The sequence below is a fragment of the Nonomuraea sp. NPDC049028 genome (genome assembly GCF_043197735.1).
GTDB lineage: Bacteria > Actinomycetota > Actinomycetes > Streptosporangiales > Streptosporangiaceae > Nonomuraea.
On record NZ_JBICTR010000004.1, the window covers coordinates 343,952 to 365,223 of the forward strand.

General features: G+C 70.6%; 13 protein-coding genes. 4 read left to right on the plus strand and 9 right to left on the minus strand.

The genetic code is table 11. The features are described 5' to 3' along the window. From ACGFJ2_RS17240 to ACGFJ2_RS17255, 4 genes are all read right to left on the minus strand, one after another. Positions 1–3,663, minus strand: coding sequence for a CHAT domain-containing protein (locus ACGFJ2_RS17240; RefSeq protein ID WP_393469142.1), 3,663 nt, complete (start codon positions 3,661–3,663; stop codon positions 1–3). Continuing rightward, entirely contained in the window at positions 3,660–4,850 is a 1,191-nt protein-coding gene (locus ACGFJ2_RS17245) for a CATRA conflict system CASPASE/TPR repeat-associated protein (protein ID WP_393469145.1), read from the minus strand. Before ACGFJ2_RS17245 ends, ACGFJ2_RS17240 begins: the two co-directional genes overlap by 4 nt. Next, on the minus strand, positions 4,837–5,115 hold the full coding sequence (locus ACGFJ2_RS17250; protein ID WP_393469148.1) for a CATRA system-associated protein: 279 nt from the start codon (positions 5,113–5,115) through the stop codon (positions 4,837–4,839). The genes ACGFJ2_RS17245 and ACGFJ2_RS17250 overlap by 14 nt, the downstream gene beginning before the upstream one ends. A 300-nt stretch (positions 5,116–5,415) precedes the next feature. Continuing rightward, a complete protein-coding gene (locus ACGFJ2_RS17255) occupies positions 5,416–6,060 on the minus strand; it encodes an acyl-homoserine-lactone synthase (protein ID WP_393469152.1) in 645 nt (214 codons plus the stop codon). Positions 6,061–6,245: 185 nt separating this feature from the next. On the opposite strand from ACGFJ2_RS17255, the gene ACGFJ2_RS17260 reads away from it, so the two are divergent. Beyond that, a complete protein-coding gene (locus ACGFJ2_RS17260) occupies positions 6,246–6,683 on the plus strand; it encodes a hypothetical protein (protein WP_357952378.1) in 438 nt (145 codons plus the stop codon). Positions 6,684–6,774: 91 nt separating this feature from the next. Further along, a complete protein-coding gene (locus tag ACGFJ2_RS17265) occupies positions 6,775–9,009 on the plus strand; it encodes an Orn/Lys/Arg decarboxylase N-terminal domain-containing protein (RefSeq protein WP_393469155.1) in 2,235 nt (744 codons plus the stop codon). Between the two features lie 35 nt (positions 9,010–9,044). Here the strand turns inward: ACGFJ2_RS17265 and ACGFJ2_RS17270 are convergent, their stop codons facing one another. Then, on the minus strand, positions 9,045–9,887 hold the full coding sequence (locus ACGFJ2_RS17270) for a hypothetical protein (protein WP_393469158.1): 843 nt from the start codon (positions 9,885–9,887) through the stop codon (positions 9,045–9,047). A 440-nt stretch (positions 9,888–10,327) separates the two neighbouring features. On the opposite strand from ACGFJ2_RS17270, the gene ACGFJ2_RS17275 reads away from it, so the two are divergent. After that, positions 10,328–11,944, plus strand: a complete 1,617-nt coding sequence (locus ACGFJ2_RS17275; RefSeq protein WP_393469161.1) for a phospholipase A2 — start codon at positions 10,328–10,330, stop codon at positions 11,942–11,944. A 199-nt stretch (positions 11,945–12,143) separates the two neighbouring features. Here the strand turns inward: ACGFJ2_RS17275 and ACGFJ2_RS17280 are convergent, their stop codons facing one another. After that, a complete protein-coding gene (locus ACGFJ2_RS17280) occupies positions 12,144–17,003 on the minus strand; it encodes a DUF4132 domain-containing protein (RefSeq protein WP_393469164.1) in 4,860 nt (1,619 codons plus the stop codon). Positions 17,004–17,321: 318 nt separating this feature from the next. Here ACGFJ2_RS17280 and ACGFJ2_RS17285 point away from each other — a divergent pair, with 318 nt between their 5' ends. After that, entirely contained in the window at positions 17,322–18,674 is a 1,353-nt protein-coding gene (locus ACGFJ2_RS17285; RefSeq protein ID WP_358173522.1) for a cytochrome P450, read from the plus strand. Positions 18,675–18,731: 57 nt separating this feature from the next. Here the strand turns inward: ACGFJ2_RS17285 and ACGFJ2_RS17290 are convergent, their stop codons facing one another. From ACGFJ2_RS17290 to ACGFJ2_RS17300, 3 genes are all read right to left on the minus strand, one after another. Next, positions 18,732–19,682 carry an SPFH domain-containing protein gene (locus ACGFJ2_RS17290; protein ID WP_357952372.1) on the minus strand — a complete coding sequence of 317 codons (951 nt, stop codon included), beginning with the start codon at positions 19,680–19,682 and terminating at the stop codon, positions 18,732–18,734. A 90-nt stretch (positions 19,683–19,772) separates the two neighbouring features. Further along, entirely contained in the window at positions 19,773–20,228 is a 456-nt protein-coding gene (locus tag ACGFJ2_RS17295) for an SRPBCC family protein (RefSeq protein ID WP_393469168.1), read from the minus strand. Positions 20,229–20,322: 94 nt separating this feature from the next. Further along, complete coding sequence (locus ACGFJ2_RS17300) at positions 20,323–21,219, minus strand: hypothetical protein (RefSeq protein WP_393469171.1); 897 nt, start codon at positions 21,217–21,219, stop codon at positions 20,323–20,325. Between the last annotated feature and the right edge of the window lie 53 nt (positions 21,220–21,272).

The window sequence follows — 21,272 nt, forward strand, 5'->3', positions numbered from 1 at the left end:
TCAGGGGCCGACGTGCACGTACGCCGCCCAGAAGATCGGAAACCCCGGACGGCGGCGCCGCAGCGAGCGTACGGCCAGGTGCAGCGCCGTGGCCGCCGCGTCGGGGTGCGGCTCGCGGGTGCCGCCCGCGGTCAGCACGGTGTAGACCTCCTCCGCGACGGCCGGCGCGTGCAGGTCGCTGATCGGCCACAGCGAGCCGATCACGTGCGGGAACCCGGCGAGCTGGACCGACGCCGCGATGCTGACCGCCTCGTCGGTCAGGACGTCGCCGCCGCGCGAGGTCTCGCAGCCGCTGAGGAAGGCCAGCTCGGCCCGGTCGAGGCGGCGGGCCGCCAGATCCCGTACGGTCAGCGGCGGGCCGGGCAACAGCAGCCGGCCGCTGGAGGGGTCGGTGGGCTCCTGCACGGCATGGCAGGCGAAGTGGACCCAGGCGCTCTCGTCCAGCGCGGCGAGCACCCGGTCGCGGGTGGCGTCGGCGCCGGTCAGCACCAGCCGCCGCGGTAGGTGCCGGCGTACGGCCCGCAACTCCTGTTCCACGCCCTTCAGTACGGCCGCCCCGTCCATGGCGGGGACGCCGACGAGCAGTACCTGCCGGTCGGCGGTCGGCCCGGTCTGCTCGCGGGCGTGCCGCAGGGCCCGCAGAGTGGGGGTGTAGCTGGAGATGACCAGGTCGGGCGCCCGACCGGCGGCGTGCAGCGGCAGCAGGGTCAGCGGGCCGGTGGGGCACCACCACATCCTGGACGGCGGTTCGCCGAGCGCGTCCAGCACCGGGCCGGTGATGTGCTCCCAGAGCCAGTCGAGGCAGGTCATGACCGCTTCGTTGGCCCTCGTGTCCACCGCCGCCGCGAACGCCGCGGCCCGTTCCTCGACCTGTGCGGCGGTGATGTCCAGTGGCACGACGCGAATGCCCTCGGGCGTGACGAGGAGCGCGTCGCAGCCGTAGCGGCTGACGTTCACGACCGCGACGGGCCCGGCGTCGGCGGCCCGTAGCAGGCTCCCGTGGCGCGGCGGGCGTAAGAACCCGGCGAAGCCCGGCAGCGCCCTGATCTCGGCGAGGATCTCCTCGCGGCGCCGCCGCAACGTGTGACGCTGATCGAGGAGGCGTTCCCGGTCGAAGGCGGGCGCGTCGGACCCGGCCACCGGCACGTCGACCAGGTCCATGCGCTCGGCGGCGTCGATGGCGTCCTGTACCTCGGCAAGCCGGTCGGCCAGCTCGGGCGCGGCGGCGTGCAGGACGTCGCGGGAGCTGCGGTTGTCGATGACCTGGGTGAGCATGACGCCTCTGCCCTGCTCCAGCAGCTCCAGGGCGGTGCCCGGGTCGGCCGCCCGGATCGCGGCCGCCGCCGCGTCGCGGGCCAGCCCCTCGTAGTCCCGCAGTACGCGCTCCTGGTCGTCGCGGCCGAGCCCGCGCCAGGCCGCCTCGTCCAGCGCGGCGACCGCCGTGGCGAACCCCTTGACCGCCTCCTCGACCAGCCCCGCCTCCATGGCGAACTCGCCCCACCGCTGCCCGACGGTGACCCGCCAGTCCGCCGACGCCGTCTCAACCCGGGCGGCCTCGCGGTAGCGGGCGAGCGCCTCATCGCGCGGCGCGGGCGCGCCGGTCATCTCCCACTGGTCGGTGAGCGTCCCCGCCAGGTGGTACAGCGCGATCGAGGCGGCCGGGGCGCCGGGTTCGCAGGTCGCCACGGCGGTCCGCATCGTACGCAGAGCCCTCCTGAGATCCCCGCCCCGTCCGGTCATCGCGTAGCGCTTGCGCAGGGCACCCCCGAGCTGGCTGTACGCGACCGGGCCACCCGGCGGCTTGGCCCTGATGGCCTCGGTGAGCTGCTCGATGGCCTCGTCCAGGTCGGGGATCTGCTCGACGGCGCCCTTGGGGGCCGGCTCCCCCAGCGCCTCCGCGATCATCGCGGACAGTGTGGCCCGGCTGATCTGTGGCGACAGAGCCCTGATCAGCAGGGCGCCGCCCAGGTTGACGGTCGCGCGGGTGCGCATCGCAGTCCCGGGCACGGAGGCGGCCTTGGCCTGGCGGAACATGTCGATCGACTCGTCGAGGCCGTCGCCCGTCTGCAGGAGCACCATGCCGAAGGTGTTGAGGACGCCGGGCCGCTGGATGTTGCCGGGCTGCACCGTACGGACGGCTTCGCGCATCCGCTCGACGGCCTCAAGCAACGCCGGCGTATGACCGGTGTACTTGTACCGCTCCGCCAGCACGGCGGCGAGATTACCGAGATAGCTGGGGCGGTAGGGGCTGGTCAGCGGCGTGGCGGCCACGGCGTCACGCAGGACGGAGGCGGCCTCCTCCGCGTCCTCGCTCCGGCGGGTCCGCTCGTAGCGCTGCGCCAGCGCGCCGCCCAGGTTGGCCAGGATCAGGGCGTAGTTGCGGTGCTCGGGGGCCGTTATGGAGCTGGCCGCGCGGTGGCTTTTCACCGCTTCGTCCAGCTCCGCCAGCTTGCCGGTGAGCTCGTACCGGAAGAAGAGCGCCGATCCCAGTCCGGTCAGCGCCATCGCGCGCTCCGGATGCTGCGGCGAGTCCTTGAGCGCCCGCCGGTAGCAGTCGATGGAGTCGTCGAGCACCTTCGGACCGCCACCGAACCGGAACTTCAACATCAGCGCATTGCCCAGATCCGAGCGGTACATCCCGACATGCGGGTCGGTGGGACTGACGAGCGCCACCCCTCGGCTCAGGACGTCGATCATCTCGTCGAGGTCGTCGACGGTGCCACTGAACTCCATGCGCAGGCCCAGCACCGCGCCCAGCGAGATCAGCAGTTGCGGCAGCTCGGGGTGGCCCGGTGGCGCCTGGGCCACGGCCTGATGGAGCATCTCCACCGCCTGGTCGGCGCGGTCCAGGGCGCCGGAGGTGCGGACGTCCTCGATGAGCATGCCGCCCATGCCCGCGAGGTAGCGCGAGCGGCCGTCGGGGCCGAGGAACGCATCGCCGACGGCCTCGTTCCGCAGCTGCTCCATCATCTCGGGGGTGATGACCGGGATCTCGTCCGCCGCCATGATGGCGCCCAGCAGGACCATGATCTCCTGCTTGACCGGCTCGGACGCCTCGGCGTAGCGGGCGCGCACCTCGTCGAGGGCCGCCTTCAGCTCCTCGGCCCTGGCCGGGTCCTCGTGGGCGACGAGCACCAAGGCGTTGGCGAGCTTGGCCAGCCGCCACAGGTACCTGTCGGTCGACCGGTCGGTGGCGTGCACCGACTGGCGCAGCAGATCGATCCCGCGGCGCAGGTGCTCGCGGTCGCCGGTCCGCATGTGGCTGAGCATGAAGGCCATGCCGTGGTTGGCCAGCACCAGCGGCCGGTCCTGGAGCTGACCGCGGAGCGCCACCTCGTACAGCTCCAGGGCTTCCCCCAGCTCCCCTCCACCACTCGCCTTCACGTGGTTGCCGAGCACGCCCGCCAGCGCCGCCTGGGCCTCGGCCAGCTCCGGCCGCCCGGCCAGGGCCGCCACGGCGCGGCGGTGCAGGTCGATGGCCTGGACCAGGTCCTGCTCGTCTCGAAGCCAGTCGTAGCGCATGCTCAGGGCGTTGCCGTACTCGCTGAGCAGCATCGGGTCCGAGTCGCGCGCCACCGCCTCGCGGTATCCGGCCAGCCCGTCCTCCAGGGCCTTGGTGTCGCCGGTCAGCAGGTATCGGTTGATGAGCTCGGCCGGGTTCATCGGCTCCTCCGCCATCTGACGACGCCGAACGCGGTCACCCCGAAGGCCGTCAGTGCCAGGGCGGCCACGATGAAGGGCTTCACGGAATCGGGTAGGGGGACGCGGTAGTTCAGGGACTGCACCGCGGTCAGCATCATGATCAGGCTGCCGATGACGGCGGTGCTCAGGACGCCGAAGCGTTCCCAGCGGCGCTCGGTCTTCTCCGCCCGCAGCTGCAGCCGCTCGGCCAGCACGATGTCGGCGATCGCGGTGATCTCACGGGCCCGCTCCCGGGCCGCCTCGGCGTAGGCGAGGTCGTCGTCGAGGCGCCGCAGGAACCACTCGGTCAACGCCAGGTCGTCCTCGAGCCCCTGCGCCCGCATGTTGTGCAGCGCGATCTCCACGCTCCGCCGCATTTCGCGCAGCCGGGTCGCGGCCCAGATCAGCCCCGCCGCCGCCGTCTGCCGCTCGGTCAGCTCGCGCCGCGCAGACGTCAGACCGTCGCCCCCGAGCAGCGCCATCGTCGCGTCGACCTGCTCGTCGACCCGGCTGCGCGCCGCCCGCATGCTCGCTCCGTCCGCGTAGACGCGCAGGTAGTAGCGGACCTTGGCGGCGTGCATCAGGTAACGGGTGAACGGCGCCATCCGGTCATCACCCGCCGTCCACGCCCACGCGTCCAGGCGGGTCTCCAGCCTGCGCGGCGCGATGACCGCGAACACGCGCCGGCTCCGCGCGTCCTCCTCATGGCCGACCTCCCACAGAGCCAGGCCGTCTCTGGTGGTCATCCGGCTCGTGCTGTACGGCTGCGGTGTTGTGTACGGCTGCGGCAGGGCGGCCACGATCCGATCCGCCCGCCTCGTACGGCCGTAGGCGACGAACAACCGGCACTCACCGAGAGCCCACTCACCGATGTCCTCACCGGCGCATCCGGCCCAGAGGGCGTCGAGCTCCTTCCAGGAACCGCCCGTCAACGCCACGCTCAGGCAGCGCATGTCGTGTTCCAGTCGCAGCACCGCCTGACGCAGCGGCAGGCCCCGCGCCGTCCGGACCTCGACCGTGCCCACGGTCGTGGCCGGCATGTGCAACCGGTCGCCGAGCGCGTCCCACACCTGGCGCAGCCGCCGCTCGCCCGCGACCGCCTCCGGCCCGGCGGCGGCCACGAACACGTGGACGATCAGCCCTGGGGCGGCAGGCTCACCCGGCCTCATCGGCCCGGTCCGCGACGGGGGCCGACAGGCTGTGGATCAGCTCGTTGACGCGCTCGCGGGTCTGATCGGGCATCGGAGCCACCGGTTCCTCGGGGTATTTGGTGATGATCCGCATGGGCCCGGCCAGCTCCAGGTGGCCGATCTCGGCGTCCGGGTCGGCCGACGCCGCGAGTCTGGTCACGGCCGCGTCCACGTTCGCCCACTTCGCCGCGGGCAACTCCCAGCCGAGCGCCTCGCGCAGCACTGCCACGGCCTCATCGTGCACGCCGAACCTCCCGTCGGGCGATTCCCGACTCAAGTGTGCATGCCCGCCTGTGATCACGACCAGCGATCACACCAACACGATGCGATAACAAGGGGGCGTTCGCGACGTTGATCCCTTGCGACCTGCGGCGTCCGCGTGGCCGCTGGATTCGCCCGCGAAGACGCCCCGGTCTCCAGCGAGACCGGGGCGTCTTAGCCTGTGCGCTTTGGTGCCTCAGGGCCCCCGACTGAGGCATGTCGAGATTATTCCTTTACGTCCGTTTTGTACAGCTTTTCGTAGATGGGACCCGCTGGAGCGCCCTCAGCGCCGCCCGTCCCGGCAGTGCGGCTCCCCTTCCGGCGCGGGGAGCGCGTTCTCCAGGAAATCCCTGGTCGACGTGGTGTAGGCCGAGCAGAGAAGCTTGCCGAAGCGCGTCGCCTTGCCGTCGCCGAGACGCCGGGTACGAACGCCCATGGCATGCACGCTGCGTTCCACCGCCACGCTGGAGACCGCGACGATCGTGTCACCACGCCGGTCGACCCAGCGGAACGCCTCCCAGAGCAGCGCGCGGGCGCGGGGGCCGAAACCCGCCACCACGCCACGGGACCAGGCTCGAGCGGTGGCCAGGCGGCTGAGCTCCCAGATGGCCGGATCGTGCGGAGCCGGGTCACCACATAACGCCTCGGGGAAGACATCGCGGAGCATGTAAGGGCCATCGGTGGGCAGCAGGCGGCAGCACCCCGTGATCTCCCGGCAGCGTTCCGCATAACTGATCACATAGACCGGATCGCAGTCGTCGAAGGAATCGCGTTCCCTTCCGTGGAGGCTGTGGACGTCCCAGCGAAGGCGTTCGTGGAACACCTCGTGACGCAGCCGGAACATACCGTCGAGCAGCCATGCCGGCAGTTCGCCCGCACGGCCGGTGGCGATCTGTTGCGTGCATTCCCCCACCGACGGATCGTCCATGTGCACCCTCCGCGAAAGAAGCGACTCCTGGTGATCGCTTTTCTTTCCGTCATTCGCGGAATCGCGGTTTCCGGATGGCACTCAGCGCAATCGCCGGCGGCCCGTCAGAGCACTGAAAGCGCATTGCAGGCGGCGTGCCTGTCAATGGTTACGCATCCGGTTCACGCCGTCACCAAGGAGATCCGATGAACCGCACCGTCCGTACCATGCTCGGAGTCGCCGCCACCGCAGGCATCGTCGCCCTGGGCGTCCCGGCCTTCACCGGCGCCGCGAATGCGTCGACCACGTCCACCACATCCGCCACCTCGTCCGCCGGTCTCAGGCAGGGTCAGTCCTTCCTGTTCAATTACACCTTCAACGGCCATCTCAAGGTCGCCGGCGGCAATTTCACCGTCGATCACCGGGTCTACCTGGTCGTCAAGTTCAACACCGGCCGGGTGGCGTTCTCCAAGTGGGAGATCGCCCGGACACACCCCATCACTCCCGGCGGGGCCATTTATGTGGAGACGACGATCGCGGCGCCCTGCGCGCCGGGCAACAACGGCTACGCCCGCGCCTATGACGAGGCCACCAGGACCTGGTCTCCGAAGCTGCCGGTGACCATCTGCCAGCGGATCGACTGACCTTCGCCAGACCGGCCGGGTACCCTGAGTGACGATCAACGACTCAGGGTAAAGAGCGGAGCGACAGTCCCCCCCGGCCATGGAGTTATGCATGGAACGTACGGTTCTCGCCGCAGTCGCCGAGCGCCCCGACGCCGACACGGCACTCGCCGAGCAGATCCGCCGCGTCGGCGCGGCGATGGACGACCTCGGCGTCCAGGTGCGCTGGACGCATCGCACGCAGGACGCGCTGGCGGTGATCGGCTCGGACGCCTCGCTGTCCGGGATGCTGGCCGACTGGGACGCACCCGGCGCCGATCAGGTGCTGGGCGCGGTCACCCAGCGCTTCCGCGGCCTGCCGGTCTTCCTCATGACCGCCGAACAGGAGCTCCCCCTATGGGTGTACGAGGTCATCCAGGGCTACGTGTTCCCGCTTGAGGACACCCCCGACTTCATCGCCGGCCGCATCGCGCACGCCGCCGAGGAGTACGCCGAGCGGATCCTGCCACCGTTCTTCCGCGCGCTGCGCAAGCTGCAGGACCACCACCAGTACTCCTGGCACACCCCGGCGCACGCGGGCGGCGTCGCGTTCCTGAAGTCGCCGGTCGGGCGGGCGTTCTTCGACTTCTACGGCGAGCGCCTGCTGCGCACCGACCTGTCCATCTCCGTCCCCGAACTCGGCTCACCGCTGGACCACACCGGTCCGATCGGCGAGGCCGAACGCAACGCCGCCCGCGTCTTCGGCGCCGACCGCACCTTCTTCGTGATGAACGGCAACGCCACCGCCAACCGCATCGTCGGCCACCACGCCATCGCCCGCGACGAGACTGCCCTGGTGGACCGCAACTGCCACAAATCCCTCCAGCACGCGCTGACCATCAGCGGCGCCCGCCCCGTCTACCTGGTGCCAGAACGCAACGGCCTCGGCCTGGCCGGCCCCATTCCGCCCGCCGCGCTGCAGGCCGACGCCCTGCGTGCCCGCCTGGCCGGCCACCCGCTCGCGCGGACCGATCCGGCCTACGCCGTGATCACCAACTCCACGTACGACGGGCTCTGCTACGACGCCGTACGGGTGGCCGAGCTGCTGAGCGAGAGCGTCCCCCGCGTGCACTTCGACGAGGCGTGGTTCGCCTACGCCCGCTTCAACCCCCTGTACGCCCGCCGCTACGGCATGGCCGTGGACGAGCGGACGCTGCCGGGGCCGCGGCGCCCCACCGTGTTCGCCACCCAGTCCACGCACAAACTCCTGGCCGCTCTGTCGCAGTCGGCGATGCTGCACGTCCGGTCGGCCGATCGCGCCCCGGTGGACTACGAGCGGCTCAACGAGACGTACCTGATGCACTGCTCCACCTCGCCGCTCTACCCGATGATCGCCTCGCTGGACGTGGCGGCGGGGATGATGGACGGTCCGGCCGGGCCGTACCTGACGGGCGAGGCCGTCACCGAGGCGGTACGGTTCCGGCAGGCCATGGTCCGGCTGGCCGCCCGCATCCGGGAGGACGGCCGGCGGCCGGACTGGTACTTCGGCGTCTGGCAACCCACGCACGTCACCGACCCCCACACCGGCCGGCCCGTCTCCTTCGCCGAAGCCGATCCCGTCCTGCTGAGCACCGATCCGGCGTGCTGGACGCTGGAGCCCGGCGCCGCCTGGCACGGCTTCCAGGGCCTGACCGACGGCTACTGCCTGCTCGACCCCATCAAGGTGACGATCACCTGCCCCGGCGCCGACGCCGCCGAAGGCACGCTCGACTGGGGCATTCCCGCTCGGATCGTCGCCACCTACCTGCGGGAGCGCGGCATCGCCGTGGAGAAGACGGGGGATCACACGCTGCTGGTGCTGTTCTCCATGGGCATCACCAAGGGCAAGTGGGGCACGCTGATCGACGCGCTCACCGACTTCAAACGCGCCTACGACGACGACCTGCCCCTGGCCGAGGTGCTACCGGGCTTCGGCCCGCCGGCCACCACGCTGCGCCGCTTCTGCTCCGACGTACACGACAAGCTCCGCGCCCTCGAGCTCGGCGCGCTCCTCGACCAGATCTTCACCACCCTTCCCCAGCCCGTCCGCACCCCGGCCGACAGCTATCAGGCCCTGATCCGCTCACGCACCGAACGCGTCCCGCTCGCCGACCTGCCCGGCCGCATCTCGGCCGCCACGGTCGTGGTCACGCCGCCGGGGATCCCCATGCTGATGCCCGGGGAGGCGACCGGGCCCGCCGACGGCCCGCTGATGGCGTACCTGCACGCCCTGGAGGACTTCGACCGCTCCTTCCCGGACCTGGCCACCGACATCCACGGCGCGCACCGCGGCGACGACGGCAGCTACCACGTCGAAGTCGAACGCTGAGGAGCGGTCACCGGCGGGGCCGGCGCCGGTGAGGTTCAGCCTTCGTGGAGCCTGGCCAGCTCCCCGGCCTCGACGGGGTGCAACGAGCGCAGCACGGCGAGCAGCTCTTTCTCGCTCATCGTCAGGCCCTCGATCCGCACCAAGTCGTCGCCGTACCAGGCGAAGATGATCTTATGGGTGACACTGGGAACGAGCCATACCCCCGGTGACACCTGCCGGCACTTGTCCGCCTCCGGGAGGTAGTAGTTCAGCGCGGCAGAGTCGCAGGCGCCTTTGGGACTATCCGTGCTCCCTGACTCGACGGCGACGTCAACCCGCGAGACCAAGCCATCGCGGGCGTACCTGAGCTCCAGCCGCCCTTCCACGCCCTCCAGGGACCAGAGCTGGTAATCCGGCAGCGTGGGCGCGACGAGCGGGACCCCGGCGCGGGTCAGTCTGTGGGCGCGCGCCGAGTCGGCGAGCACGTCCTGTGCCGACCACACGGCCAGGTACGCCACGGCGACGCCCGCGACCGTCAGGACGCGGAGCCCCCGGTGCACCGGCATGACCAGACCGCCCGCGGCCAGGTAGGCGGTCGCGCCCAGAGCCACGAGGGACAGGCCCATCTGCCAGTCACCCGAGTCCATGGTCTCGGTGGCATGTACGAGGGGGAGGGCGAGGAGGAGGAACGCCACTATGGCGGCCGGACCCACCAGGCCCACCCCCCACCAGCGCGGCAGACCGCCCCACCAGGACAGGAAGAACCCCAGGCCGGAGGACAGGACGACCGTCATCATCAGGTCGAGCGGCCCAAGGTCGTCTCCCCGCCAGCAGAGGAGGACGAACTGGGCCAGTCCGACCACTGCCCCTACGAGCGCGGCCCGCAGTGATGCGTTCATGTTCCGATCATGTCGAAAGAACTGCGTCCATGGCGGAAATCAGGCGATTTGGTGCGGCGACCACAGCCGCCCGCCTGCGGCCACCGGCGCGCCCACGGATCCTGGCGGGCGACTTCAATACCACGCCGGACCATGCCTGCGCGTTTTTTAAACAGTCCCGCACAGCCGCGCCGCCTACCACTCTGAAACATCTTCACATTACCCGAACAGAATTATCCGCGAAGGTGCCACATAATCACTACATTTCCACCACACAGACACTGCCACCAGCGCTGATACATATCATTCGACGCACAGGAACTTTTCAGGAATCGCCTTCCAGACGTGGGTTCGTACGCAATTTGAACATCGAATTAAACATCCGTCCAGACCCTTGTTGAGCGAGTTTCCATCATTTACCGTCCAGGGGATCAATTCGCTCGCTAAATGAGGAGGACCGGTTGCGTCGATTAACATTCACCGTCGCCGTCGCGGCAGTGCTACTCCCCCTGCTCTCCCCGACGGCGTCCGCCGTCACCGCCACCACCAGCGCCACCAATGAGGCGGACCCGGACAACGTCCAGCAGGTCGGTCCGGGGCTGTACTTCACCGACACCGACACCTTCAAGATCAGCGATACCGACGTACCGGCCGGGGCGATCGGCCGCTCGCACGGCGTGGCCACCGGAGGCGGCGACCTGGCCCGACCGCAGTCGGCCCTGGCCTCCCGCCCCGAGATGGCGGTGTTCGGGCCCGGCTGGACGGCGGAGTTCCTCGGCGGGATGGTCGACCGGAAACTGGAGACCCAGAACGGCGCCATCGTCGTCACCGAACTCGACGGCGGCACCACCTCCCGCTACGACCTCAAGAGCAGCATCTCCTTCCCCGACGGTGGCGGCGTCCAGCGCTACGAGACCACCGACGGCTACAAGATCACCGAAACGACCCGGTGGGACACCGCCGCCGGAGCGATGCGTACCTCCATCACCGAAACCATCGCGATGGACAAGGGCGCCACAGAAGCCGGCGACGACACCTTCACCCAGAGCAACGCCGACCTCAGCCTCACCTATACCTGGAGCAAGATCGACGGCCTGCAGGGCACCGACACCTGGCGCGCGACCAGCACCGGCAACACCGCGTACGGCACCTCATCGGTGACCTACGACCCCCAGGGCCGCATCAGCACCATCAAGGAACCGGCCGGCGGCGAAACCCCCGAGGAAACCCTCACCATCCACTACGCCGCCACGACCACGGCCACCGCCGCCTCCTTCGGCGACTTCGCGGGCCGGCTCAAAGACATCACCCTCAAGTCCGGCTCGTCCACCCCGCAGACCGTGGCCCAGTACGGATACGACGCCAACGGCCTGCTGCGCACCGTGGCCGACCCCGGCCTGAGCAGTTCCCCCGCCGCCACCTATGGCTACGACCAGCTCGGCCGCCTGAACTCCATCGACTCCCCCACCGACGGCAGCTGGCAACTGGCCTTCGCCAACGGCACCGCCGCCCCCACGGCGACCGCCACCGGCACCGCCCAGCCGACTCCCGGCGACCCGATGCAAGGGGCGACCGGCATCAACGACCCCAACGCCACCGAGCCGTCCCCGGGCGACTTCCTGCCCGGCGACATCTCCAACCCCCAGGCGTACCCGTCGTACTGCAACGACGCCTGGAAGTGGCTGTACTACCAGCGGGCCGGCTGTTCGTCCTGGGTCGCGCACAATGGCTGGCACAAGCCGCTGTGGAAGAAGCTCCCCAGCAAGCGCTATGTCGTCGGCATCACCTTCGACCACTGCACCAACGCCCCCGACCGGCCGACGGGCTTCGACTTCCGGCCCGCCTGCGACATGCACGACTACGGGTACGGCCTGATCGGCAACACCTACAAGCACTACAAGTACTACCTCGACAGGTACCGCAAGTCCCAGGTGGACGACGTCTTCTACAGCACGCTCAAGAACTGGACCTGCAACGCCTACTTCGTCCTCGTCCGCCCTGCTTGCCGGAGATGGGCCTTCATCTACCGCCAGGGGGTTCGCCTCGGCAATCCCAAGAACGGTGCTGACAAGACCTGACCCGCAGCACACTCTGATCTGAGAAGGCCGGCCGGATGGCGTGATCGCTCGCCATCCGGCCTCCCTTCGTCATATGACCGCCTTGATCCCTGTGACGGCCCATCGTGGCTGAGGGCTTTGGGGATGTACCCCCTCCGGGGAGCGAAGAAATGGTCCGCCGTAGCCGGGGCCCTGGGAGGGATACACACCTCCGGGAACGTCACTCCAGCCGGGCCGCGGCCTCCAGTGGCTCGGACGAACGGAGGAAGCGCAGGTCCTTCATGACCAGGGCTGCATCGGTGGCGCCGCCGCGGCGGAGGGCCGGGGTCAGCGCTTCCAGGTCGGACCAGCGGGACGGGCGGAGGTGGACGCGGTAGCCGTCTCCGGCGGGCTCCAGGGTGAGGGCTTCGCCGATGGTGAGCCCGCTCTCCGGGAGGTGGGCCGCGGTCGCTCCGGCGGCTCGTTCCAGGGCGGTGACCGAGGTGACCCCGGCGGCGATGGGCAGGGTCGTGTCCGGGCCGGTGACGTGTTCGTGCAGGTCACGCAGGCGGGCGGCGGCGGTCGTACGGGCGGGATGGTCCTTGGGCAGGCGGTCGGCCAGGAGCCTCGCAGCGCGGGCGATGTGACCCAGCGGCGGTACGGACGCACGCTCGCCGAGCAGGGCGATCAGCGCCTCCAGGGCGTCCTCGGCGCCGGAGGCGAGGATGGCCCACTGCGCGGTGGTGAGCGGGGTGAGCCTCGGGTGGCGTTCCGTCCAGTACGCGACCGCCCGGTTGAGGTCGGGGCCCTTACGCCAGAGCTCGGCGGGGTCGTCGGGCATGAGCAGCTCGACGACTTCGACGGCCTCGTCGGTGGTGGTGAGCGCCTCCAGGGAGAGCGCGGCGATGCGCAATGCATTCTCGGTGAGGTTGAGTTCGCGGGCGCGGGCGGTGTCGCCCTCACGGAAGGCGGCGACGCGGCCCCGTGCCCAGCCGTCCGGCCAGGAGAGCGTGCGGGCCGAGGTGGAGAGCAAGATCAGGCACTGGGCCGGTGACAGGCCGGTGGCCTTGGCGAACGCCCGTACGGTCGCCTCCCGGTCCACGGGCGGCGGGCCGTTCTCGGCGATCTGGTCGAGCGCCCGCCGGAGCCGGTCCGGGTCGCCCCAGCCACGGCAGGTCCGCAGCTCGACGGCGCGGTTGCGGGTGAACAGGAGCGGGTCGGGGCCGTCCGGGGTGTAGAGGAGCGCCGTGACCACGTACCCCCACCCCACCTTCTCGTAGTCGGCGACGGCGGCGGCCGCGATGGGGCCGTAGCCCGAGCGGATCCGCCCGAGTTCGTACTCCGGGCGCAGCCGGGCGACATGCCAGGTGCCGTCGGTACGGAGGAGTTCGGGGACGGCGGCAAGTTCCAGAAGTCGCGCGCGCCCGCCGCCGTTGCCCCACGCGGCCTCCAGGACGGCGGCGCCGAGGCGGCCCAGCGTGTTCTCGATCCCCTTGACGGTGGAGGCGGCGAATGTCGCGATCGTCTTGTCGTACGGCACATCGACGGCGGTACGGGTGAAGTGGACGATCCTCTCGTACGCGGACTCAGGCCCCGGATCGTCCGGCTCGGGGGGCTTCTCGGGCTGGACGGCGGGTGCCGCGGCGGCGGGCGCCGGGCGCAGGTGGGGTGGCGGGGTCAGCGCCAGGCGCTCCAGCAGGGCGAACGCGCGCTCGCGGCATTCGACGGCCGTCCACACCAGGAACGTGACGCCCTTCCAGAGCGACTCGTCGGTGATTTCCGGCAGGAGCGGGCGGAGCCGTCCCGCCAGTTCCTCGCGGGCGGCCTCCTTCTCCTGGTACCGACCCTCGGGGTCCAGCACTCGCATGAGGTCGGCGGCGAGCGCGGCGTCCGCGACGTCGATCAGGGCCTGCGCCTTCTTCTCGTCGACGGCGCGCAGCGCCCTGGATCCTTCGGGGTCGCGCGGCCGCATCGCCGACCACCGGCCGGGAGGCGCGACCAGGTGGGTCCCGGACGCGTAGCGGCGGTGCGCGACCGCGCTGATGTTCTCGGCGCCGTCGTGCTCGGGCACCCTGCCCCAGCCGCGGACGTAGCGGCCGATGGTCCGCCCGGCCGGGTCCCGCAGCTCGATGATCCGCCCCTTGCCGCGCCACACGGTGGCCTCAGCGCCACCGGGGAAGGCGACCCGTTCGCCGTCGGCCGGTACGACGCGGCGGGCGGCGGGGTGCGCGCTGCCGTGCGGGCAGTGCGGGCCGCCGTGGTCAAGTACGGTCACCAGGCCGTTCACGGCGATCAGGCAGCGGTCGTAGAGGTCGCGCGCTTCGTTCCGTTCGTGGGACCGGCTGGAGATGTCCTCGTACGCGCCGAAGCCGTGGGACGGGCCGACTCCATCCGGTGTGACGACGGAGGCGCGGAACTTGTGCCCCCAGAGCCGGCCGGACTCGATCAGGAGCAGAGCGGTGCCGCTCTCCTCCAGGTAGTCGGTGATGGTGTTGACGTGGCCGGGGACGAAGGCGGGCAACTCCAGTTCGTCGAGGACGCCGCCGCTCAGCGTGGCGGCCAGGGCCCGGGCCGGGTCCGTCCCGGTCGCGATCGTCCGGACGCTGTCCAGGAGGGGGCCGGGGACTCCGGCGATGGTGAACCGTTCGGCGTCGCACAGTGCGGCGTGCGCGTCCGGAAGCCCTTGATCGGGGACCCGCTCGGCATGCTCGGCCAGGATGGCGGCGACGATCCGCGCCGTTCCCGGTGTCGCGGTCAGCGCCCGTACGGTCTCGGGGGCGGTCTGCTCCGGGACGGCCGGCTCGGTGACGTTGAGCTGGTTGGTCACGTTGCCCACGATCGCGTCGCGCAGCAGCGGAGCCCAGTCCGGGTCGGCGGCGACGGCGGCCAGGTCCGTGCCCGCTCCGGAGGCGAGCCGGTCGTACAGCTTGAACGTGTGCAGCAACCGGGGCCGCGCGAGCGGGACGCCGCGGTCCAGGAGGAGGTCGAGGAGCGGGAGGTCGGCGGCGGTCCCCTCCCAGCGGTTGACCTCGTCCTCGTCCACTCCCAGTACCGCCTCATGGCCGTCGCAGGTGAGGCCCTCCGCGCGCAGCCGCGTACCGGCGTCGTGCAGGAGGTCGCCGAGACCGGCGACGGGGAGTGCGAGCCCCGCGTACAGCTTCAGGAAGCGGCCGAGCCAGACCTTCGCCGCCGCCCCCGTCAGCCCGGGGGACGTGGTGAACGGGGCGGTCAGGCCCACGCCAGCGAGGTTGCCGAGCAGGAGCGACACTGCCGCGCTCTTCGCCTTGGGGGTGTCCTCGGCGGGCAGCGGCAGGACGCCGAGGAGCGCGCGGCCGATGCCCGCGTCCGCCCGTGCCATCGGGCCGAGCAACGGAAGGACGAACGTCCAGAAGGCCTGCGGTGCCGACTCCATGCAGCCGCTGTCCAGCAGGGCCCGTACGGCGCGTTCGTCCTCGGGCCCGCCGAGCGCGTGCCCGGCGGCCTTCGCCAGTGCCGCCCAGCCGTCGGCCAGGGCCAGCGCGCCGTCCGCACCGTCCGGGACTTCCTCGCACCACTCGGTGAGCAGGCTGCGGTGCCAGCGGTACGCGCCGGGGGCGGGATGGCGGGCGGCGAGCCGCTTGCCGTGCTTCTTGAGTGTGGCCGTTCCGGCGGCGTCCGGTCCCGCATCGAGGTGCGCCGCGACGAGCGCGGCCTCGTCGACCGGCAGTGCGTGCGCGCCCTCGGCGGCGCGGGCCTTCTCGAAGAAGGCGGCGGCGAAGCGGGCGCTGCCCGCGGCGGCCAGGATCCGCGCGCACTCCTCGTAGAACGGCGGCAGCAGCTCGGGCGCGTGCGTCTCCAGGTCGTCGCCGGTACGGGTGAGCGCGGTGCGTGCGAGGCCGGGCTTGCGGGCGGCCAGGCCGCGGGCGGCCCGCAGGTCGGTGTGCGCGGCCAGGATGCGGGCGCGGTGCGCCGGGTACCGGTGCAGGGCGGACGCGAGGAAGCCGAGCGGGCCCGCGTGCACCGTGCCGACGCCGGTCTCCGCCACCGGGTCCAGGTCGTACAGCGACTTCTCGGCCTTGTCGCCGTCGACGGCCGCGCGCCGGACGAGTTCGACGACCGGCTCGTCCAGGACGGAGTGTTCGTAGCGGATAGCGACGCACGTGTCCTCGTCGGAGCCGGCGGGCGGGCTCGGCAGCACCGCCCCGGCGCGCAGCAGCACGTCGCGGGTCGGGGCGGCGATGCCGGAGGGCACCACGGTGCCGGGCTCGCCTTGGTGGGCGTCGCAGTAGCGGGAGTACGCCTCGGCTGCCTCCACCATCGGCTCCGTCTCCTCCACGGTGCGGTCCGCGTACAGAGCCATGAGCATGCGGATGCCCTCGGACCAGGCGATGTCGCCGATCTCCCGGCCGCCCGCGGTGAAGCTCAGCTCGTCCATGTAGGCCGGGCTCATCGGCCCGCTCCAGTGCAGGTCGATCTCGATGCCGAGCGGCTCGGGCGCGTGCACGGTGAACCGCGCCTCGTCCCCCTTGATGCGCCCGCCCAGCTCGTGCACGCGGCGCTCGAACACGGCGCCGCTCTCGTACCAGGCATTCATGTATCCGAAGGTGTTGACCACGCCGAACGTACGATCCATGCTCGCGGGACGCGTCCACACCTCGCGGCGGACCTGCTCGACAACCTGCGTGAGGCCCCGTCCCCGCCAGATGGGCAGCTCGTCGCCGAGCAGCAGCGGGTGCGGGATCGCGAAGGCGTCCGCGCCCGTCCACGCGCCCTCGCGCAGGAGCGCACAGCGGGCGAGGTCGGGCGTGCCGTCGACGATCGGGGCGATGACCAGGTCAGTGAGCGTCTCGCGCCACACCGGGTCGTCCCACACGGCCGCGAACACCGCGGCCGGGACGGGCAGCGACCGTACCATCCAGGACTCGACCCGGTCGTGCACCGCCCGCGCGTGCTCACCGAGCCGGTCGCAGAGGGCGGCGAGCCGTACCGCGATCGGATCCTTCCTGACGTTGGCGGGCACCTTGGCCAGCACGCGGCCCGCGGCCGTCCGGCAGGCGAGCACCGGCCGCCGCGTCCCCTCGACGGTGAGCTCGTGGCCCGTCGCAATCCCGATCCATCTCATGGCGCCATTCTTGATCATCCCTAGGACATTCCGCTGTTGATCTCCCGGAGCAGCAGCGGGGTCTCTCGGAAGGGAAGGGACCCTCTCCGAGGAGCGGAAGAACGGATACCTGGCGCGCGTTCGTGGACGCCGATCAGGGATTGACCGGGCGGAAAACATGATTCATAGTCACGTTATCCCGCTCGATCAGGAAGGATGGTGAGACAGAGCCGTGCGACTGTTACGTCATGTGGCTGCCCGCCTCGTTGGCAAGGTCCGAGTCAGCGGCAGATACATCTACTGGCCCTACCACCACGGTAAGTAAGTAAGCCCAGCCAGTTGGACACGGCACGCCCACCAGGGCCTCGCGGTCACTGGCTGATGGGCAATGCGGTCGACTACGACAAGGACCGCATCTCTTTTCTCCGCCGCCATCATCATGACTACGGCGACGTGTTCTCCTTCGACGACCGGGTCGTCTTCACCATCGACCCCCGGCTCACCCATCAGGTTCTGACGGCCACCAACCGCGACTACGTCACGGAGTTGGCACCGTTCGCCGGCTCGTCGGCGCTGCACGGCGCCGCCGAGATGATCAACCCGTGGATGGGGGCGCGCCGCGCGGTGCGCCCCGCTCTCGGCGATGACGCGGTGGCGGGCATGGACGGCCGGATCGTCGCGATCCTGGACGCCGTACTCGACGCGACGGCGGGCCGTACGGTCGACGTGCTGCCGGTGATGCTCGACTTCGCCGGGCAGGTCGTGGCCGATCTGTGCCTCGGCGAGGACGCCGCGGGCATCCCCGAGCTGCTCGCGGCCAACCACGCGGCGTTGCTCCCGTTCGAGAGCGCCGAGTTCCAGCTTCCCGCGTGGGTACCGTCGCCGCGCAACCGCCGGTTCTTCCGTGTCCACCGCCGCACGGTCGAGGCGTTGACCCGGTTGGTCTCCGCCAGACGCGCCGAGCCCGCCCGGCGACGGCATCGGGACCTGCTCGACGTCCTGCTCGGAATCCCGCACGGCTCCCATCCGGCAACCACCGAAGACCCGGCTACCACCGAGAACTCGGCAATGGGCGACAAGTCGGTGGTGACCACTCTGTGGAGCATCCTGGTCGGTGGGCACGGCGTGCCCGCTGCGGCGTTGACCTCCATAGTCCGTGAGCTCGCGATCCGCCCACGTCTGGCCGCCGCCCTCGCGGAGGAGGCAGGCGCGTCGGTGGGGGCCGGATGCCCGTGTGCTCGTCTTCCGCTGGCCGAGGCGGTGGTCAAAGAGACTCTTCGGCTGACTCCCCCTGCCTGGATGATGACCCGGGTCGCGCGCACCGCCGTCACGTTCGGCGAGTGGCGGTTGCGGCCGGGAGATGAGGTGCTGACCACCCCGTACCTGATCCATCGCGACCCTCGCTGGTGGTCTCACCCGGACGAGTTCGATCCGTCTCGATGGGACACCGCCCGCCCGGCGCCCGGGACCTACATACCGTTCGGCGCCGGGCCTCGCTACTGTCTCGGCTCGGCCGCGGCGATGCGTCAGCTCACCCTCGCCACGTCCCGTATCGCCCAGCGTTTTCACGTACACGCGCCGAACGCGGAGGCCGCGGAACCCGAGTTCTGCGGGCGCCTCGCACCGGCGGGCCTGCGCGCCGCGTTCCTCCCGGCCGACCTGCGCGCCGAATTCCGCCCGAACCGGCCTTAAGCCTTCCGACCGGCTTTGAGCTTTCCGACCGGCTTTGTACCTTGACGAGTCAGGTGTCTATGGGGCGCGCGAGGCCGCGTTCTTCGCGGCGGAGCGTTCGAAGGAGGACCCTGGCGGAGCCAGCTCGGGCGTGGCGGAGTCCGTCACGGCCGGTTGCTCTTCGGTCTGCCGCTCCGGCGAACCGGTGGTGTCCACGGCTGTCTGCTGTTCGACCTGCCGCGCCGGCGAGCTGGCGGTGTCCACGGTCGGCTCGCTTCTCGCGGAGCGCTCGAAGAAGCGCAGCAGCTCCACGGGTAGCGGCATGACCAGCGTGGAGGTCTTCTCGGCCGCCACCTCCACCACGGTCTGCAGCAGCCGCAGCTGTAGCGCGCCGGGCGCCTCGGTCATGATGGCCGCGGCGTCGGAGAGTTTCCGCGCGGCCTGGAACTCCCCGTCCGCGGTGATCACCCGGGCCCTGCGTTCCCGCTCGGCCTCGGCCTGGCGGGCGATGGATCGCTTCATGCCCTCGGGCAGATGGACGTCCTTGATCTCCACGCGGTCGATGTGGATGCCCCAGCCGAGCGCCGGGCTGTCGATCATCAGCGCCAGGCCCTTGTTCAGCTGCTCACGGTTGGACAGCAGGTCGTCCAGATCGCTCTTGCCGATGATCGAGCGCAGTGAGGTCTGCGCCACCTGCTCGATCGCGAACAGATAGTCCTGCACCGCGATGGCAGCCCGCAGCGGCTCCACGACGCGGAAATAGGCGACGGCGTCGACCTGAACGGAGACGTTGTCACGGGTGATGCCCTCCTGTGTGGGCACCGGCATCGTGACAATCTGTACGTTCACCTTCTTCATCCGATCCACGGCCGGAATGAGGAACGTGATTCCAGGCGGGCGGACCTCCCGCTGAGCCCTGCCGAGGCGGAAGACCACACCGCGCTCCACCTGGTTGACGACCCTGATGGCGCTGACGGCCACCCAGACCGTCAACAGGACGATCAGCCCGAGCACGATATTGATGATCATGGCGTGCCCCTTCCAGCTCAAGGCTAGATCCGGGGACGCACCTGTCAGGCAAGGAAGGCGTCAAGTCCTGGTCAACGGCACGAACAAAGCTCAGAGCCGGCTCGCCCGCGCGTCGTGGTGGAGCAGGTCGGCCAGGCGGCGGATGTCGGCACGGATCGCCCGCCTCAGCAGCCACCCCAGCACCGGCTCCAGCAGCCTCTCAGAGGCGGCGCGCGGGGCGACGCGTACGTGGAAGGCGAAGCGGCACCGGTCCTTGCCGAGTGACACGACGCTCCTGCCGCCTTCGGCGTCGATCCCCGAGGTGGTGCGCCAGTCGAACGAGCGCCCTGGCTCGACCCCGGTGACCTCCCCTCCGTTGCGGTAGGTCCGGCCCGCGAACCGCATCACCTCGGCGGTGGTCGTGCCCACCCGGACGATCCCGCCGGGGCGCGGAGCCATCGTCTCGACGCCCTTGCGCCAGCGCGGGTCCTGCCCGTAGTCGGCGACGACCGCCCACACGGCCGCGGCCGGGCGGGAGATCTCGCCGTGCTCTCGCACTTCGATCACCCGGTGATGATACGGCGGCGGCGGAGCCCGAGGAGGGTGACGGCGCGCAGTCGTCGCTCTCCTCGGGCGTCACCTATGGCTCAGTTCGTCCGGCTCAGTTCGGCGGGATCATTCCGTTCTTGGAGACCGGTACGGCCAGCTGCACGGCGCCGGTCACCATGGCGTTCTCGGCCGGCAGGTTCGCCAGCACCGGGTTGAGGTGTTTCAGGGTCAGCGACACCGGCGTGATGGTCGAGGCGGTGATGTCGAACTTCTCCAGGTCGACCCACCGCACGATGTTCATCACGTCCGCCGGAATGTCGTCACCGGACTTCTGCACCGGCACGCAGAGCTGGCGGGCGGCGGTGACCCGGGCGTCCGAAGGCGGGATCTGGTTGGTCAGGACAGGGTTGAGCTGGGTGAGGACAAGGCCGACGTTCATGGCCGGGTTCGGGGTGTGGGCGTAGCACAGCAGGTCGATGTGGGAGATGAGCCGTACGACGTCCGGGGCGGGCACCACGCCGTTCTTGGAGACCGGGACGCACAGATGCTGGGGTACGTTCAGGACGACCCCGATGCCCGGTACGTTCTGCAGCACCGGGTTGAGGTGGCGCAGCGCCAGGTTCAGGTTGAGCGAGGGGCCGGTGACCCGGTAGCACGACAGGTCGACGAACCTGATGAAATCGAGGACGCCCGGCGGCGGGATCACGTTGTTCTTGGCCACCGGGACGCACAGTTGCTCGCGCTGTCCGAGCGTGACCTGGAGGTTCGGCTGATTGGCGAGTACGGGGTTGAGGTGCCGCAGCTTCAGGGTGGTGGCGGGCGGTTGGTACGGGGTGGTTTTGAAGCATTCCAGGTCGAGGTTCGTCACGAATGCATTCGGCGTCGGCAGGGCCAGGGCCTGCGCGGGCGGCGCGACGAGGAAGGCCACGACGAACAGGGCGAGGCCGGCGGCCAAGAGACGTCGTACGAGGTTTTTCGCGCGGCGTTGTGGTGCGACCGTTCCGTCCATAAATAGCGCTCCATTCCGGTAGACGGTGCCTCGACTGTGCGCCCGCGCGACCG